This is a genomic window from Collinsella aerofaciens (genome assembly GCF_015546965.1).
Classification (GTDB): Bacteria; Actinomycetota; Coriobacteriia; order Coriobacteriales; family Coriobacteriaceae; genus Collinsella; species Collinsella aerofaciens_X.
The window spans coordinates 106,652-125,171 of record NZ_JADMUF010000002.1; the positions used below are offsets into that span (position 1 = coordinate 106,652).

The 18,520-nt window shown below is 53.4% G+C and carries 14 protein-coding genes; 11 read left to right on the forward strand and 3 right to left on the reverse strand.

Going from position 1 to position 18,520, the window contains the following annotated elements; translation table 11 throughout:
• Nucleotides 1–58: 58 nt before the first annotated feature.
• The gene (locus I1M21_RS02185) at nt 59–1,189 is read right to left on the reverse strand and encodes an acyltransferase family protein (RefSeq protein ID WP_195192246.1); all 1,131 of its coding nucleotides are present in this window, start codon (nt 1,187–1,189) and stop codon (nt 59–61) included.
• 112 nt (nt 1,190–1,301) lie between these two features.
• Between I1M21_RS02185 and I1M21_RS02190 the strand changes: the two genes are divergently transcribed.
• The 8 genes from I1M21_RS02190 (at nt 1,302) to I1M21_RS02225 (ending at nt 11,448) form a co-directional block, all read left to right on the forward strand.
• Complete coding sequence (locus I1M21_RS02190; RefSeq protein ID WP_195192247.1) at nt 1,302–2,405, forward strand: glycosyltransferase family 2 protein; 1,104 nt, start codon at nt 1,302–1,304, stop codon at nt 2,403–2,405.
• A 6-nt stretch (nt 2,406–2,411) separates the two neighbouring features.
• Nucleotides 2,412–3,452 carry a glycosyltransferase family 2 protein gene (locus tag I1M21_RS02195; RefSeq protein WP_195192248.1) on the forward strand — a complete coding sequence of 347 codons (1,041 nt, stop codon included), beginning with the start codon at nt 2,412–2,414 and terminating at the stop codon, nt 3,450–3,452.
• A 74-nt stretch (nt 3,453–3,526) separates the two neighbouring features.
• Nucleotides 3,527–4,645, forward strand: a complete 1,119-nt coding sequence (locus I1M21_RS02200; RefSeq protein ID WP_195192249.1) for a glycosyltransferase family 2 protein — start codon at nt 3,527–3,529, stop codon at nt 4,643–4,645.
• A gap of 12 nt (nt 4,646–4,657) precedes the next feature.
• Nucleotides 4,658–5,725: a glycosyltransferase family 2 protein gene (locus I1M21_RS02205; protein ID WP_195192250.1), complete on the forward strand. Its 1,068-nt coding sequence runs from the start codon at nt 4,658–4,660 to the stop codon at nt 5,723–5,725.
• A 2-nt stretch (nt 5,726–5,727) separates the two neighbouring features.
• A complete protein-coding gene (locus I1M21_RS02210; protein WP_195192251.1) occupies nt 5,728–8,214 on the forward strand; it encodes a glycosyltransferase family 2 protein in 2,487 nt (828 codons plus the stop codon).
• Between the two features lie 210 nt (nt 8,215–8,424).
• Nucleotides 8,425–9,528: an ATP-binding protein gene (locus I1M21_RS02215; protein WP_271762374.1), complete on the forward strand. Its 1,104-nt coding sequence runs from the start codon at nt 8,425–8,427 to the stop codon at nt 9,526–9,528.
• Between the two features lie 49 nt (nt 9,529–9,577).
• The gene (locus tag I1M21_RS02220) at nt 9,578–10,648 is read left to right on the forward strand and encodes an acyltransferase family protein (protein ID WP_324248724.1); all 1,071 of its coding nucleotides are present in this window, start codon (nt 9,578–9,580) and stop codon (nt 10,646–10,648) included.
• Between the two features lie 458 nt (nt 10,649–11,106).
• Nucleotides 11,107–11,448, forward strand: coding sequence for a glycosyltransferase family 2 protein (locus tag I1M21_RS02225; protein ID WP_195192253.1), 342 nt, complete (start codon nt 11,107–11,109; stop codon nt 11,446–11,448).
• Nucleotides 11,449–11,489: 41 nt separating this feature from the next.
• Here the strand turns inward: I1M21_RS02225 and I1M21_RS02230 are convergent, their stop codons facing one another.
• Entirely contained in the window at nt 11,490–12,467 is a 978-nt protein-coding gene (locus tag I1M21_RS02230) for a translation initiation factor 2 (protein ID WP_195192254.1), read from the reverse strand.
• Entirely contained in the window at nt 12,467–12,916 is a 450-nt protein-coding gene (locus I1M21_RS02235) for a DUF4869 domain-containing protein (RefSeq protein ID WP_271762379.1), read from the reverse strand. The genes I1M21_RS02230 and I1M21_RS02235 overlap by 1 nt, the downstream gene beginning before the upstream one ends.
• A gap of 817 nt (nt 12,917–13,733) precedes the next feature.
• Between I1M21_RS02235 and I1M21_RS02240 the strand changes: the two genes are divergently transcribed.
• The 3 genes from I1M21_RS02240 to I1M21_RS02250 form a co-directional block, all read left to right on the forward strand.
• Nucleotides 13,734–14,948 (forward strand): hypothetical protein, encoded by a 1,215-nt coding sequence (locus I1M21_RS02240; protein ID WP_267471377.1) that lies wholly within the window; start codon nt 13,734–13,736, stop codon nt 14,946–14,948.
• A gap of 58 nt (nt 14,949–15,006) precedes the next feature.
• Nucleotides 15,007–17,247, forward strand: coding sequence for an N-acetylmuramoyl-L-alanine amidase family protein (locus I1M21_RS02245; protein ID WP_195192256.1), 2,241 nt, complete (start codon nt 15,007–15,009; stop codon nt 17,245–17,247).
• 268 nt (nt 17,248–17,515) lie between these two features.
• The coding region (locus tag I1M21_RS02250) for a glycoside hydrolase family 25 protein (RefSeq protein WP_267471372.1) at nt 17,516–18,520 on the forward strand (1,005 nt) is incomplete at its 3' end.

The following is an 18,520-nucleotide window of genomic DNA, read 5'->3' on the forward strand; positions in this document are numbered from 1 at the left end:
AATAAAACGCAGGAACCTGCCACGGCTGTAGCGGCTTTAGGGTCTGACGGCAGCGTGTCTATTGCCGCTTGGGCTTGCGAGCGATAAGGCTTCTAGCTGCGTCGATGATGAGGAGCGCTAAGGCAAAGACGATGCTAATGACGGTACCCGTGACGATACATATAGCTGCCGGGCTGTTTTGGCTGATCAGTATGTTTGCGAGCAACGTATTGAAGACGGGACGCCACAGGCTACTGGTGAGCGACTGCATCACATAGAAACCAAGCGTGGCGGTCGATAAGGTGACGATGACACCTGCGGTCCGTGGATTGCCTGAGGCACTGCGCCGGGTCGCCGCAAAGAGCAGAGAGGCGGCAGCGAGGGCAAACGAGATCAACGAGGTTGATTTGTAGGAGAGGACTGCCATCGCCGTGAGGTTGCCGGTGAAGGAGAGTGCTCCTTCCAGGATGGTGGCGAGCACCAAAACCGCTGCGAGCGACCGCGTGCCTAAGGCGCCCGCCCTGTCCGAATCCATGGCGTCGGTTACGTCGCGGAGCAGCCCGCCGATCAAAAACGCGATTACGTACGTGGCGGCGCTCATGAACTTTTGGAGCCAAGAAAACTCGCCGGCGCTTGTCGCACTCATAGCGGCTAAATACCCGTTAACAACAAATGCGAGGATGCCAACGGCGATGACCGTCGTCTTGTAGGTTTTCTGGGGGAGTCGACTCTTAGCCAGTCCAAACCATGTCGCCATGAAGACCGTGGCGGCATAGACCCAGATAAACTCAAGGCCTAGCGTGTACCAGTAGTGCGTATTGAGGGTAACATCGGGAATGGGTGAGACGACCGTGGACCACGCGAGCGCCACGAGGCAATAAAACGCAGTGGGCATAATGACCTTGCCAAGGCGCTGCGCCGTCCGTTGCATTTGCGACTTCCACGTTGCTCCACCGTCCCAAGCACGCGCGGCCGAAGCGATGAGAAAATAGCCCGAGATCATAAAGAAGACCTCGTTGGCCCAGCAGCCAAGCAAGTTAATAAAACCGAGCGCGCCGGAATAGGGGAATATCGCAAGTGGGGCATATTCCACGGCGCCGACGCAGACGGCTTGGAAGGTCCACTGAAACGTGTGGAATACCGCGATGCCAGCGACCGCTACCAAGCGCAGCGCTTCGATGGGTATGTTGCGTGCGGCTTTGGGCTGCATGACGTCCTTTCTTATCGGTTTGCCTCTGCGAGCTCCATAGATTATATAAACGCCCGCTGGCGCGCTGACCCTTTGATACCATGAAACGACAGGTATTTCCTAAGGAGCACATTTGTCTACTAACGCCTCTGGCAGCCCTGTTCTGTCGCTGCTTATTCCCATTTACAATGTTCAGCGCTACCTGCGCGAGTGCCTCGATTCCGCCCTGGCGCAGACGCTCAAGGATATTGAGATCATCTGCATTAACGACGGGTCGACCGACAACTCGCCGGCGATTATCCGCGAGTATATGGAGCGCGATAGGCGCGTCAAGATGATCGACAAGGCCAACAGCGGCTACGGCGACTCGATGAACCACGGTCTGGAGATGGCGCGTGGCAAGTACGTTGGCATCTTGGAGTCCGATGACTTTATGGCGCCCGACGCACTCGAAAAGCTTGTCTCGGCCGCCGATAGCAATAATGCCGACTTTGCGAAGGCGAACTTTGATTTCTACTGGTCTAAGCCCGAGGAGCGCCGTTCGCTGCACGAGATGTTTAGACCTCAAGATTGCGGCAAGCCGGTGCATCCGAGCGATACGACGCAGTTCTTTAAGCAAAAGCCGTCGATTTGGTCGGCCGTGTACCGTCGCGATTTTCTTGAGCGCAACGGCATTACGTTCCTGCCGACTCCGGGGGCATCCTTTCAGGACACGTCATTCGCCTTTAAGGTGATCGCGTGCGCCGATAAGGCTGTTTACCTGCATGATGCCGTGTTGTCGTATCGCCAGGACAACGAGAATTCCTCGGTCAATTCTTCGGCTAAGGTCTTTTGCGTCAATACCGAGTATGCCGAGATTGAGCGTTGGATTCGAGAGGATTATGCCCGCGACCACGCAGGTGATGACGTCGCGCGCATGCTCAAGTTCAACCAGCTCATTAAGTACGATTCGTACATGTGGAACTACGTGCGCCTGGCGCCTAAGTTCTATAAGGAGTTCCTGGTGCAGATGGCCAAGGAATTTCAGGCGGCCTTGGACGCGGGGGACTTTTCGCTTGACGACCTCAAGCCGTGGAAGCGCGCAAATCTCGCTGCCATCCTCAAAGATCCTGAGGGCTGGGTTGACGAGCATCCGAGTTTTGCGACGGATGGTGCCTTGGGGCGTGCTAAGTATTACGCCTCGGTTGGAGGCCCAGGCGTGGTCGCCGCCTTCCTCATCGAATCGCTGAGGGGGTAGGTCGGCATGGGAGAGGCCTCGTGTCCTAAAGCTACCATTGTCGTCCCCGTATACAACTCGGCACGCTCGATTCAGCGATGCCTCGACTCGCTCTTGGCGCAGTCCGAGCGCTCGATTCAGGTTGTCTGCGTCAACGACGGTTCAACTGACGATTCGTTGAACGTGTTGCGCCAGGTTGCGCAAGCCGACGATCGCGTACTGGTGATTGACCAGGAAAACGCGGGCGTCTCGTGTGCTCGAAATGCCGGTATCGATGCCGCCGAGGGCGAAGTCGTCTTCTTTGTAGACGCCGACGATTACATCGATGCCCAGACGGTCGAGCGCGTGCTGCAGGCTATGGAGTCGTCGGATGCCGAGGTCGCCGTTTTTGGTGGCGTCTGTGAGCCCGCCGATGCCGCTTCCAAGCGCGTCCAGCAGCTCATGAGCCCCAAAGCGGGTACCTTTGGCACACACGATCCCCGGCTGCTGTTCCATGCGAATGCGCAGCCGTATGCCTGCCGTGCGGCCTTTTCGCGCGAGCTGCTTAATCGCGAGGGTATTCGCTTTGCTCCCGGGTTGGCTTTGGGCGAGGACGTTGTATTCCAGTTCGCGGCCTATGCGCTTGCCAACAAAACCGTCGCCATGCCGGACAAGTTCTACCACTATGTGATGGAGAGCGACTCGGCGACGCATGAGTTCAATAGTGACGAGGCTCGCGACAAAAAGCTCGATGCCCATATGATGATGCTCGAGGAAGTCTTGGAGAATTGGGTTGCCTACGGTCTTTTGGACCTGTGCCCCGGCGAGCTGGTCACCTGGTTTTTGGACCTCATTGTGTTCGACCTGGCGCGCTTGGATGCTGATGGCTTCCATCGCGTGGCGGCTCGCGTCAGCATGGACCTTACGACGTTTTTGGGAACGGAGTGGGCGGATATGCCTGCCAAGGGCGCCGTTTGCCGTGTTGCCCACAAGCTCGTTGCGGCGACCTCGGGCGTTTCGATGGCAGACGCCACGCTGTTCTATCTTTCGACTCGCGGTCTCAAAGCCTGCCTGGAGCGCTTTATCTAATACCAAGCGCTGCCGCCCGCCGCAACTCGGCTGCTAAAATAACCCTGTTATACGCTATTCAACAGGAGGTTCTCTTGCAGAACTCTGATACCCCTAAAGTTTCGCTGCTTGTTCCCATTTGCAATGTCGAACGCTACCTGCGCGAGTGCCTCGATTCCGCCGTGGCGCAGACGCTCAAGGACATCGAGATCATCTGCATCAATGACGGTTCCACCGATAGCTCGCCGGATATCATCCGCGAGTACATGGAGCGCGACCCCCGTGTAAAGATGATCGACAAAGCCAACAGCGGCTACGGCGACTCGATGAACCGCGGTCTGGAGATGGCGCGCGGTGAGTACGTGGGCATCCTTGAGTCTGACGACTTTATGTTTGAGGATTCGCTCCAAAAGCTGGTCGCCAAGGCCGATGCTGAGCATGCCGATGTCGTTAAGGGCGACTTTTACCTGTATTGGTCCACGCCCAGCGAGCGCCGTGAGCTGTTTGGGATCATCGACGAGTATATGACGGGCGCCGCATATCGCCCCGTCGATCGCCCGGGCATCTTCTACCGCAAGCCTTCCATTTGGTCGGCCATCTATCGGCGCGAGTTCCTCAACGACAATCAGATTCGTTTCCTTCCCACGCCGGGGGCATCGTATCAGGATGCGGGCTTTAACTTTAAGGTTTGGGCGTGCGCCGAGCGTGCCGCGTTTATTGCGGACCCCATCCTCTGCTATCGCCAGGATAACGAGAAGAGCTCCGTTAATTCGCCCAACAAGGTGTTTTGCGTGTGCGACGAATATGCCGAGATGCAGCGCTTTTTGGATGAGCGACCCGAGCTTAAGGCGCAGCTTCAAGGCATTTTAATGCGCATGAAGGTCGATACGTACCGCTGGAATGATGAGCGCCTGGTCGACGAGCTGCGCGAGCAGTTTTGGGAGAAAGCCTCGCCCGAGCTCAAGGCCGATTGGGACGCCGGTCGCTTTGACCTGTCGCTGTTCGACCCGCGCGGCGAGACCGACTTGCGCTTGATGGTCAAGTCGCCCCGCGCCTACATCGATTCGCGTTTTGACTTTAAGAAGCCGGGCAAGCTCAATACGTTTAAGCACTACTTTAAGATCGGCGGCCTGCCGCTGGTCTGGCGCGTGCTGACGTATCAGCGCACCTACGGCGATAACCCGCATCCCGACGACGTGCCGGCGGCACAGTAGGAGCGCGTGACCATGGCTACCCCCAAGATTTCCGTTGTCGTTCCCATCTATAAGGTGGAGGAGTGCTTGGCCTGGTGCCTGGACTCCCTGCTTGCACAGGACGTGCCCGATTGGGAAGGCGTGCTGGTCAACGATGGCTCGCCGGATGGCTCGCGCGACATCGCGGCTGCCTACTGCGAAAAGGACGCGCGCTTTACGCTGGTCGATAAGGAGAACGGCGGCCTGTCGAGCGCGCGTAATGCGGGCATCGCCGCGTCCACGGCGCCCATCGTCGCGTTTTTGGATTCCGACGACCGGTTTACACCCGACGCGTGCCGCGTGATCATCGATGCCTTTGAGCGTGAGGGCTGCGACGTTTTGACCTTTGGCGCGAACCCGTATCCGCTGGAGTCGGGGTATCCGTGGCTTAACTATGTGCTGAGCCCGCGCGATGTTTCGTTTGAAGGCTATAGCTCTGACCTGCTGTTTAAGGAAGCGTCTCGTCCCTTTGCGTGGCGCACCGCCTGCAAGCGTGAGTTTTTGCTCAACAACGGGATCGTGTTCGACGAGACCGTCAAGTATGGCGAGGACCAGGTCTTCGACTTTGCCGCGTATGGTCGTTCGCACAAGACCGCGCTTATTTCGAACAAGCTGTACGACTATCGCGTGGCGCGCAAGGGCTCGCTCATGGACACCATGCGCTACGACGACGAGACGCGCCTGCTGGAGCACGTGAAGATTTACTCCGCGGTGCTGACTGACTGGCAGCGCGACGGCCTCGATGCTCAGCATGCCGAGGACCTGGCTTATTTCCTATGCGATCTGGTGCTGTATGATGCGCTCAGGTTGCTGGGTTCGGACTGCGGCAAGGTGCTCGCTGCCGTGGCAGTAGTGCTTAACGGCTCTGCTGTAAGTGGCGATGCCGCGCTCGCACAATGCGCTCCTGCTGTCGCCGCTATGGTGCGTGCGGCACTTACCAGCAAGGCTCCCAATGCTCGTGCGTGCAAAAAGCTCATGTTCGATTACGACGTCTTGAGGTTTGGGCGCCTGGGCGCGTGCAAGCGCATGGCCGCGAATGCCCTGGGAAAGCGAGAAGTATAGAGATGAGTATCAAGCGTTTGGCGCTTTGCCGCAGCCAGGGTCGCCTGTTTGTGCTGCTTCGTATTGTCGGCGAGGATGTCGCGGGGATTATTGAGTGCGAGGGCTCCCGGGCTTTTGCCCACGCGACGACCAATGGCGCCAGCGTGCCGTTGTTGGTGCTACCGGTCGATCATGGCCGCGTGTTGGCGCTATGCCCTTCAGTTGCGGGCTATGAGCGCGAGCTCGCCGTCTTAGTGCTGCCGTTTTTGGATGGCTCTGCGACCGACGTCGACTTTGCGTCCAGTGGCCAAAAGCTTGGATCCATTCGCCTCGATAGCCGTATGGCTAAGCTGGAATCCAAGATTAACTACAAGGCAAAGCCTGCGTTGTGTGCGCTCATCCGCGATGCGCAGCGCGGCGAGCGCTGCGGCCGCTACGAGATCGATGCCGTCCGTTATCTTCCGGCCGATTCGGGCGCTGTGTGGCGCTACGAGGTCACATGGGCGGGAGACTCCCAGTGCACGCCCCAGCTTGAGATACTCGATACGCATATGAATGTCATCGATGCCACGGTTCATATGTTCGAGTCGCAGGTCGACGTGTCTCAGCAGAACGGATGCCGCGTCAATAAAACGTATCTGAGCGTGGAGATGCCCGAGGACATTCGAGACTTTGTTGCGATTGCAACTGATCCCGCGGGCCAGATTCAGAGCGGTTTTTGCGCCATGGATGGCCGCCTGTACAACGGTATGGTCGACGACAGCTGGAACCGCATGAAGGATGCACGCGCGGACGATGCTGCCTATCGCCGTTGGTTTGAGCAGCATCGCGCAAAGCCGGGCGACTTGGCGTGTCAGCGCGTCGCCGCGGCGGCATTCGCCTACAGGCCGCTCTTGAGCATTGTGGTGCCGTGCTATAAGACCGATCGGGTTTACCTGCGTGAGTTGCTGGATTCGCTGCTTGCCCAGAGCTATGACAACTGGGAATTGCTTCTGATGGACGCCTCGCCCGAATGGGATGCGGTGGCCAATCTTGCGGCCGCCGCTCACGACGAGCGCGTCCGTCGCATCGAGCTGCCCGGTAACGGCGGCATCGTGGTCAACACCAACGCAGGTATTCAGCAAGCGACGGGCGACTACATCGCATTCTTAGACCACGACGACATCCTGGAACCGGACGCGCTGTTCCGCTATGTTGCCGCTCTGAACAAGGGCGCCAAGGACGAGCGCCCTCAGGTCCTGTTTTGCGACGAAGACATGTTCCAGAAAACGGGGGAGTGGGGCCAGCCGGTCTTTAAGACTAAGATTAACGTTGACCTGCTCTATAGCCATAACTGCGTGACGCATTTTCTGATGGTGGAGAAGGCGCTCATCGATCGCATTGGCGTGTCGCCGGAAGACGTTGCGGGTGCCCAGGATTACGACCTGACGCTCCGCTGCCTTGCGGCGGGTGTTTGCTTCGAGCACGTTGCGCACGTGCTGTATCACTGGCGCGTGCACCCCGGTTCTACCGCCGACGGTTCTGCCGATAGCAAGCCATATGCCATCGAGGCCGGACGCCTTGCGCTACAGCGTCACTTTGACTCGCTGGGCGTTCGCGGAACGGTCGAGGAGTCCGAGACGCCGTTTGTCTACCGTATGCGCTATGCGCTGCAGGAGCCTGCGCCGCTGGTGAGCATTGTGATTCCCACCAAGGACCACGTCGAGACGCTCGACGCCTGCGTAATGTCGATAGTCCAGAAGGCTACGTATGCCAACTACGAGATCGTCTTGGTGGAGAACAACAGCGAAGACCCGGAGACCTTTGCGTATTACGAGGCCCTGCCGGAGCGCGTAGCCGCTGCGTCTGGTGGCAAGGGTGCAGCGCGCGTTGAGTGGTGGCCGGGCGAGTTTAATTACTCCCAGATCATCAACTTTGGCGTTGAGCATGCCAAGGGCGACTATCTGCTGTTGCTTAATAACGATACCGAGGTTATAAGCCCGGACTTTATCGAAGAGATGATGGGCTATCTGCAGCGTCCCGATGCGGGTGTGGTGGGCGCCAAGCTCTATTTTGCCGATCATCTGGTGCAGCATGCCGGCATTTTGGTTGCCGTGCGCGGCGCGCTTGCCCATGCTAACCAGGACTTCTCGGCAAAGCGCGAGGGCTATCTTGCCCGCGCTGTGCGCCCGGGCAACTTTAGCGCCGTAACGGGCGCCTGCCAGATGGTTCGTCGCGACGTGTTTGAGCAGGTTGGCGGCTACAACGAGGAATTCGCCGTCGGCTTCAACGATGCGGACTTTTGCCTACGCGTGTGGGAGGCGGGCTACCGTACTATCTTTACGCCCTATGCCGAGCTGTATCACTACGAGTTCACCTCGCGCGGTAGGGAAGAGGCCAACGAGGAAAAGCTGCGCCGCTGGAAGCGCGAGCAGGCACTGTTCATGCAGCGCTGGCCAGAATTCTTCCTCAACGGCGATCCGTGGTTGGGGCCGAACTTATCCGATGAGAGTGAGTATTTCTCGGTCTAAGGCAATGGTTTTTAGGAAGTCCTTAACTTTCTTTTGCTATGAGCTTGGAAGAAAGCAATGGTGGACTACTAATTAAGACAAATTACGAAAGCTCGATACTTCCGCGATAAGTTTATACAGGCTTATATAACTCGATATTATCGGATATAGTCTACGATAATTATTTAAACGATGATTGGCTGTTAATCGATTCCCTAGAAAGGCAAACAAGTGAGCGCCACAGCATTCCATAATCCGTTTCGTCCCACTGCCGGCGCTGAGCCTCCGCGCATAATTGGCCGTGACGATATCGCTCTTGAGTTTACCGAGAGCTTGAATGCGGGAATTGGTGCACCTGCGAGGCTCATGCGCATTGCTGGACCGAGGGGCTCCGGAAAAACTGTTTTGCTCTGCGATCTTAGGGATCGTGCTCGAGAGCTTGGATGGAAGACCGCTATTGTCTCTGCTGGCCCTAACTTATTGCTGGACTTGTGGGATCAGGTTGCTGATTCTTCCCTTGCGGCCAATGCTTCGGTCGGCGTAAACGCCGGCTTTGTTTCCGCGAAAGTTGACGTTGCGCCCAAAGAGCCGAGCCTTAGAAAGTTACTGAGTTCGGCAGCGAAGTCATCCAAGGGTCTTTTTATTGCCATCGATGAAGTTCAGGACGCTCCGATTGACGATATGCGTGTCATTGCGTCTACGGTTCAGCTTTTGATAGGGGAAAAAGTAGATATCGCACTTGCCTTTGCCGGGTTACCCGCCGGTGTTATGGATCTTATTAACGGCAAGGCGCTTACGTTCTTGCGTCGTGCCCTCCCCGAAGATCTGGCGCCTATCAACCAGGTGGAGGTAGCGCTCTCTATGGGCGATAGCTTTGTCGCTACTGGCTTGACCATAGAGGACAATCTCCTGTCGAGAGCCGCTAAGGCCACTAAGGGCTATGCCTATCTGGTGCAGCTGGTCGGTTATTCCATTTGGCAGCGCGCCAACTTGCATCGTGTCAAAAGTGCCATTGTGAGCGAGCGCGACGTCACTGAAGGCATTGCGCTGGCAGAGGCTCGTTTTCACGATGTTGTTCACGAGCCCGCGATTTCGGGACTGGGGCTCAACGATATCAAATACCTTTTGGCCATGTGCGAGGATAAACAACAGTCCAAATCATCCGAGATTGCTAAGCGCATGGGTAAAAAGACCAATGAGATCAGCTCTATTAGGGCCAAATTGCTACAAAGAGAGGTTATTCAGGCACCACAGAGGGGTTACGTTCAGTTTGCCGTGCCGGACCTAGATATCTATCTACGAGAGAACGCCGAGGAGATTCTCGAACGGTTCTAGGTCGAGGTATTATTAGGTTTTGATTTTACTTGGGAGCATTATGGTAAAAATGCGAGATTCCCGTATCGAATTACTTCGCATTGTCCTTATGTGGACGGTAATGGCTCAGCATTTTGTTGTTCACAACGCTGATTCTGTTTCCGTATTTCCTGATTCGTTTACTAGGTTTATCTACAATATCTTTTTCTATCCAATTGGAAGAACTGCGGTCGGCTGCTTTGTTGCCATAACAATCTGGTTTGTTGCGGGGAAAGTCGAATACTCCATAAACAAGGCTGTTAAACAGATAGCTTCAATCGAAGGCACGGTTCTCTTTTATAGTATTGCGCTGGGCTTTTTCTTCATGCTTCGCGGCGATATTCAAGTAAGTCCAACCAATTTGATAGATATTTTTGCACCAACTCTTACTGGTTCTAGTTGGTGGTTTGTAACCGTCTATGCTTGGCTTGTATTTTTGCTGCCCTTTATACTTCCGGCTTTGCATGCGTTGGGCCAGAAACTACATCTGTATCTAGGAGTTTTTCTGGTCTCTGTCTTTGGATTTCTGCGTTATGTGCCGCTCTTTTGGATTCCCATCGACGGGCTACTAGTAGATTTTATTATAATTTGCGTTGTTGTTTGCTATATTCGCTGGTATGTAGACTTGTCAATAGTGGATATGCGGCTCCTGGTTGCTTGCTGCATTGCTTCCTTTGTGGGAGTTGCAATCTCGTTTTACGGTCAATTCCATTTTGATGGCTTGCTGGGCTCGACCTTTGCGAATTTGTATAGCGGTTTTTTCGGTTCACCGGCGTCTATTTTTTCGTTAGCTATAGCAGTTTCGGTCTTGTTGGTCGATTTAAAGATGCCGCATTTTTCCTCCCGTTTCGTTAACGCTGTAGCGAGGCTTTGTTTTGCTACTTATCTTATTTCTGACTATGCGCCTATCCGAAGTTGGCTTTGGAGCTCGCTGTTTCCCTTTACGCGTGTCGGCGTTGGACTGGGATTATTGCAGGTGCTTCTGGTTCCAACGGCTGTGTTTGCGATTTGCTTGATGCTGGAGGGTCTCAGGAGGCTCTTGGTTAGTTTCATCATGCGTTTTATCGGCCCTTTCGATTTGTTAAATAAAGCTTCGAACTAAATTTAGGCTCTTGCCATTTTCTACCGCATGCGTGATTTGCCGACGAACCCTCTACGCTGGTGTTGGAACGATTGGGATTCTGAACTAGTGTTCTCTGGTTGTTGCGGGTTGGTCGATAACCATCTAGTAAAGTGAGTCGTGGGCACGCAAGGCCTGTTATAGATATAGTATCGCCCACGGTTGTTGCAGCTAAGACGACTATCATCGAGGCTGCTGTTAAGAAGCCGATCGAGCCGAAGGCTGACGTGGTAACCGTTGCGAAGTTTTCTGAGACCGTCGATGATGGCTCGGTTGGCATGTTTCTGGTGCTGGTGTTGTTGGAGGCGCTATTAATTGCTGTAGAGGCTTCGGTTTAAATCAAGGAATCGAACCGGTTTCCACATCAATAGAATGCGTTGGCCGCATATGACGTATCGATATGGGCATGGTATTGCGTTTTTTAATTTGCGGCCACAAAGATGCCTTTTGCAAAGCGCGAGGGCTATCTTGCCCGCGCCGTGCGCCCCGGCAACTTCAGCGCCGTAACGGGCGCTTGTCAGATGGTCCGACGCGACGTATTTGAGCAGGTCGGAGGCTATAACAAGGAATTCGCCGTCGGCTTTTACGACGCAGACTTTTGCCTGCGCGTCTGGGAGGCGGGCTACCGTACCATCTTTACGCCCTATGCCGAGCTGTACCACTACGAGTTCACCTCGCGCGGCAGGGAAGAGGCCAACGAGGAAAAGCTGCGCCGCTGGAAGCGCGAACAGGCCCTGTTCATGCAGCGCTGGCCGGAGTTCTTCTTCAACGGCGACCCCTGACTCGGGCCAAATCTATCTGCCGAGAACGAGTACTTCTCGCTTTAGCGCGAAGTGATGCCAAGATTCGGCAAAGTATCCTCAAGAGTCGCAAGGGCGGTGGGGTTCAAATACTCCTCGTTCAAGCGGCTCTTGTCATATCGAAAACGTGTGCCTCGTGAGCATTCGACGAGTTCCGCAGTAAAGAATTTCTCCCAGCTAAAAAACTCTAAGCTTTCGATATGTTCAGCGGGATTAAGTAGTATCTCCTTAATGTGTTTGCTGTTGAATAATCCCGACTTCAACACGAGCCATTCGAACGATTCCGGCAGGAATAGCTTGATGTTCTTTCGGCGCTGTAGTGCAGTTGCTTCTGCAATTTCTGGTCCAAAGGCGGCGCCGTCGGCAATCACGAGGATATCGTTTTCTGGTGCGTCCGTAATGCAATTGCAGATATTTGATTTTCCACCCGCGCTGATGCACCTAATACTGCTCTTTTTGCATAGCAAACTGAAGAATTCGTAGCCCGAATTTGTGTCCTCGACGATGACAAGCTCGGGCCTCTCGCCTTTAAATTCAGTATCACCGTAAATACGATATGTAGAAGTGTAGACACGAGAGTAAACGGGATACTTCGTTGTGGTTCGGTTGGTGTTCTTAAGACCGTAGACTTCATCAACGCTATAGGGCAGTTGGCGCAGTGACTCTCTGGCGACGATTACGTAGTAGTTTGAGCTACGTTTTGCTTCATGGGCAAATTCTCTTGATCGAACAAAAGTATTACCCTCATCAATAAAAACAATGCTGCTGGAAATCTCTTGGAGGTCTCTGCGCCAATTCTTTCCAGCTATTGTCTTACAGGGAACTTTGCAACTTACTGTTACGCCGCTTTGTGGCCCTAATTCTTCGTGAGCAGCCACCATATCGAGCAACGTCGTTTTGCCCGTGGCGCTGTTGCCTTGAATGATGGTCAAGTTTCTATTGATGGTCAGTTTAAACTGAACGCGGTTGTTCTGAATAACTACCTTGTATGATCCGCGCATCAGGAGTTCTCCCTTAGGCATTTTCCAGCTATGGGAACAAGGTCAAACATCGTGTGGACCACGTCGCCCGTGTTGGCAACGGTCACCGTAAATTTACCGTTTCCAAAATCCAATATATGGTAGAGATTGATTGTTAAGTCCTTTTGCGCGGCGATTCGCAGAATCCAATAAGCGCAATTGTCACCACAGTTTGAGGCGTTATATACGTTTTGCGGCATGAAGTACATAAGCAGCAGTGTTTTGGTACCGCTCGAGAGCTTCTCAGGAGGGATGATGCCGAGGATTTTAGTGTCGATTGCATTGGGGGCTACCACGGTGCCCTTATCGATTGATTTAATGATCCTTTGAGCAAAGGCGTCTTGAAACCACTGGGGCGAATATACGTTATCGAAGTAAACCGACGTATTGTAAATAACGTTTTCCATATCACCATAGTGAATTGTTAACACGTTGGTCCCTTCGGGTCGCTGGTTTGGTGTTCGGTGAAATTGATTATATCGCAGCATACGAGACGGGCATTATTGGCCTGTTGTGTATGTGATTAATGCCCATGGCGTGTTTTATCGGAAGTGTTTAGATCGATTGTCTTGTACCTGAGTTGCTTTAAAAGTCTGCGTTCTAGATAATACTTTTTGAGCCTTGCTCCGTGTGGCGGCACGTAAAAGCTGTACTGTGCTTGGGCAGGTAAAAGTCCAAGACGATTAGATATCCGAGAGGATATCGAGCCCGCACCGGGGAGATAAGGTGAGTCTACACCGGGGACTTTAATTCCGGCGACAATTAGGTTTCCATGAGGATACCGCGGCTGACAGCCAGCAGAAAACCGCCTTATACGATTCTTCCGCTTGCCGCGTGCTTAAAGGATTTACGCCGAAAGGGATTGCCGGTTTGCGCCATAAGACGTTGCTGTTGGCAATGCGCGGAACGGCAAGGACGTGGCGGCTCTCATTAAATTGCAGTCACAAAGATACCTTTTATCGATTTCCTGTTGAAAAACTAAATTGATAGTCTGAGAATGACTTAAGAGAGCCTTAAATCTCGGAGAAAGGATGTCGTATGAAAAACCTTCGAGAAAGATGGCACGGACTAACAGTGCTGGGAGTTGCTGTATTTGCCGCTGTCTGCATGACGGTTGCCCCGGCGCCCTCATTTGCTGATATTGCTGGCGGTGGCGGAGGCGGTGGACCGATTACGGAAAGGTGCTCCGACGGCCGTCCGATTTCTTACTGGGAATATGACGGTTGGAACGGCACTAAAAATGAGCAGATGTTTGGCCCTCTTACGCGGTATAGCGTCGAGTACAATGCCGGGGGGACTGCTCACAGAGATTTTCTAGTAGGCCTAAACTCTATTGATCAGAGCGCCTCGAGGACCGATTCTTCTGTAGTTACATCACGTCCCGCAGGTACATACTATTTTGACAAAGATGGATTAATGCAGACCGGACTCGTTCGGTGCGAGGACGGCAGCCTTCGCTATTTTGATCCCGAGACTGGCTCCATGGTCACGAACCAGTGGTATAACGATTGCGAAGCCGTTTGGTACTATTTTGGCGCTGACGGGACCGCGGTGTCGAACTGGCAGCTTATCGGCGGGGATTGGTACTACTTCTATCCCGAAAACCACGATATGGCATACGGCCGAGTTCAGATTGACGGCAAAAACTACTTCCTGAACACCCCTGGCGCCAATGCTGATGGCCGCATGCAGCATAGTGGCTGGATTTATGACTCCATCTATGGAAAGTGGCTCTATGCGACTTCCAGCGGCGAGCTGTTGACCGGTTGGCATAATATCGGTGGAACTTGGTACTATTTCAATGAGTACGGTGTCATGCTAACTGGCTGGATCAACGATTCGGGCACCTGGTACTACGCCAACGCCTCCGGCGCGATGGCCACTGGCTGGCTCAACATCGGCGGTACGTGGTTCTATCTCGACGGCTCGGGCGCCATGGTTGCTAACGGCTGGCGCAGCCTGGGCGACTCTTGGTACTGGTTCAGCGACTCCGGCGCGATGGCTACCGGCTGGTTCCAGGTGGGTGACTCTTGGTACTACGCCAACGCCTCCGGCGCGATGGCCACTGGCTGGCTCAACATCGGCGGTGCGTGGTTCTATCTCGACGGCTCGGGCGCCATGGTTGCTAACGGCTGGCGCAGCCTGGGTGGCTCTTGGTACTGGTTCGACAACTCCGGTGCGATGGCCACCGGCTGGCGTCAGATCGACGGCGCCTGGTATTACTTCAGTGGTTCCGGCGCTATGGTGCACGATGCCTGGGTCGGCTCCTATTATGTCGGCGAGGACGGTAAGTGGATTCCGGGCTACAGTCTAGTTTGGTATAAGAACGGTAGCGAGGTCTACCATACGCATAAGTGCCGCACTGTAGGCAAGGATGCAAGGGGCTATTCACAGATCTCTATTCAGGAGGCCCAGAGGCGTGGCGCTTCACGAGAGTGCAAAAACTGCCAGCAAATTGGTTAGTACATTGCTGAACTAGTTTGATTGAGGCCCCGTTGCCCTAAGGCGGTGGGGCCGCTGTTTGATTGGATTCCGTGCTGTTATGAAGAAATGCTCATTTGGGGTACTGGCCGTTTTGGGCCTTGCTTCTTTGGGGTTCCTGTTGGGTTCGCCCTTGCCGTCGTTTGGCTTTGATACTAGTAGATCTGTTGACGGCTCATCATCCGCTCTGGTTGGGACCTATGTCGACTCAAGTGTCTCAAATGCTGGTGTTCAGGATGAGTCGACTTCAATAGTTGAGGCAAACGCTCAGGTAGATAAAGGGGCTTCTCCTGAGGCTTCGGACCAAATAACTTGGCATCAAGGATGGATATCGCCCGAAGAAGGGGCTGGTTTTTGGCGTTGGGGCTTGTCTGACGGAACATTCGCAGTTTCTTCTTGGAGACATATAAACGGTAACTGGTACTGGTTCGACGACGAAGGCCGAATGGCTCAGGACGGATTGGCTCAGATTGGGGGGACGACGTATGGATTCTCCTCTTCGGGCGCAATGCGTGTCGGCTGGTATCTGGATTCTACGGACTCTAACTCTGCTTGGCGTTATTTCTCCGACTCTGGAGCTATGGCAAAAGGCTGGCTCTCGGACGGCGGCAACTGGTATTGGCTAGACGACGAGGGTAAGATGGCCCATGATGCAATGCTTCAGGTTGGCGGAGCCACCTACGGATTCTCTTCTTCTGGCGCAATGCTGGTCGGATGGCATCTCGACGCTTCTGTCTGGCATTATTTCTCCGGCTCTGGCTCACTGGTAAAGGGCTGGCTCTCGGATGGGGGCCGTTGGTACTGGCTTGATCCTGCAGATGGCTCTATGGCCACTGGGTTGAATGAATGCAACGGCACCCCTTATATCTTTAACGGTTCAGGGGCCATGATTTCCTCACAGTGGGCACTTGTTGACAACAATTGGTATTACGCTGACTCCAACGGCTTGCTGCATGGAGGCTGGTTGCTTCTGGGGAATTCTTGGTATTATCTGGACCCAGGAAGCCACATTATGCTCACCGGCTTTGCGCAAGTGGGTTCGTCTACCTATTTCCTCACAAGCTCAGGTGCTATGGCAACTGGCTGGGTAATTGATGATGGTACTTGGTATTTCGCTGCGCCAAGTGGAGCTATTCAACAAGGTCGATGGATAAAGTCCGGAAGCTCTTGGTATTACCTTGATGAGGTGTCCGGCGCAATGCGTACTGGTGAATATACGGTAGACAACACGCGCTATTATTCTTTTGATTCCGGTGCGATGGCCTCTTCATGTTGGATCAACTTGAGTGACGGTGTGTCGTGGGCGAATTCGTCTGGAGCACTGAGCGAGCCGTTGCCTACTTCATCTGATGGGTCTCCCGTAGTCGCCGATCGTGTCGGCTCGTCTTCATTGCCAGGTGTGATTCATATTGGAGACGCAGTTTTCTATGCGGATGCAAACGGCGCCGTCAATGTAGCATCTGGTTGGATTATGTCGAAAGACGCTTCTGACGAGAGCGGCAATACTTGGTACTACGCATCTTCCAATGGTGTCCTTAAGTCTGGTTGGCAATATGTTAACGGTGCGTGGTATTGGATGGATCCTTCCACGTACAAGATGAAGACTGGATGGCTCAATGACCGCGGCACGTGGTACTGGCTTCAATCTTCAGGTGCAATGTTTGCTAACGGGTGGCTTAAAATCGGTGGCGTCGACTACTACTTCAGTTCAAATGGCGCTTGGCTGAACATGTCAGGGTCTGTTTTGGGCGTAAAAAGATCCAGCCTGGTAACTTGGCTTATGGGCCACGAAAACGATGGCTATTACTGTGGAACACGGTACGATACACGCGTTAGCCAGGAAACATGCATGTATCCAAAGGGGGATCCTCGTTGGGATGGTTATACGGGCATGAACTGCGGTGGATTTGTATCGCATGCATATATGAAAGCGGGCGGTAATTTAGCTCCCATTGCCGCCGAGCAGAGTCATTCCCCTTGGAGTGGAGGTCCCGGAAGGGGCGGCTGCGTTAACGCGTATCGATGGTACGGCTACGCTATCGATACGTGCGCGAACGTGACTTATTTCAACTCTATTGATGAGTTGTTACGTAGTGGTCTGGCTCGTAAGGGGGACATTGTATTCTTCAATCCTTACAACCCTTATGCGGACGATAGCCATATTGGCTTTTTCTGGGGCAATTCGCCGAGCGAAAATTTGTTCTGGCATAGCGATGGCTATGGAAATCGCATCTCCGGTTTGACCGCTTTGGGCCCATCGAAAGTAATCTTGATTCGCTAGAACTCTAAGCAAGAAGGGGGGCTTCTTCGAGCCCCCCCCTTCTTGTGTGGCATTTGGTTTGAAAGCTGCTTCGGTGCCAAACTTTGTTGACCCAAGGGTGGGGGAAATATACTTCGAGTACCAACTTTGCTAATAAGCACTTGTTTGCATTGCTGCTTGGCGTACAACATTATTCGTCTAAGACGACATCCTATCCCGTTGGATACTCGGATAACTTTCATAGCTATGCTGTAAGCTAGACAGAATACAGGCGAATGATGAGGTCTACATGAACAAACATTTTAAGTATTTTCCGTCATTAATGATGCTGATGGTCCTTGCTTCCATTTTTGTGTTTGCGTTACCGTTGAATGCGGAAGCTACGCAATCCTTAGTTGAGAATTCTTGGCGTTATGAGGATGGACAATTAGTTTCAGATGATGCTTCTTCCGAAGAAGACGGAATAGCCTTATTGTCTATGGGCGCTCTTCCCGATGGGGTTACAGCTCAGGGCATTGACGTCAGCGAGTACCAAGGGCGTATTGATTGGGACGCAGTTAAAGCTTCTGGCATCGATTTCGCTATTCTGCGTGTTGGGTTTGGCGCTCCGTCCTTCGGCGGTCGAGTTGACTATCAATTTAATCGAAATATTTCTGAGTGCGAACGACTCGGAATTCCCTACGGCGTCTATATCTATTCATATGCTTTTGATAATCAGCAGGCAGCCGATGAGGCGTCCATGGTGATTGACTGCCTATCCGGGCACAATCCTAGGCTACCGGTGTATTACGATCTTGAGGACAACAAAATTATTGCAGATGGTCGTCAATCCGGAATTGCATCTAGAGCTCAGACATTCTGTAATAAAATTTCTGCTGCTGGATATAAGCCAGGCATTTATGCAAACCTAAATTGGTTTAACAATATATTGACCGACCCTGTATTTAAGAGTGGTTCTTGGGACCATTGGATCGCTCAATATAATTCAAAGTGTGACTACACCGGTAATTACAGTATTTGGCAGTATAAGAGCAACGGAACAGTCTCTGGCATCAACGGCAATGTTGATATGAATTATGCGTATGTAGATGTTTCTCTTTATTATTGGCAGTTAAAAGATAATACCTGGTATTACGCAAACTCTGACGGTAAGGCATATACCGGATGGTTGTACCTCCGCGGCGCCTGGTACTGGCTCGAGCCCGATGCGGGCGGTGCCATGGTGACGGGCCTACACGAGTGCAACGGCTCCCTGTACTGTTTTAATTCGTCCGGCGCCATGGCGACCGGGTGG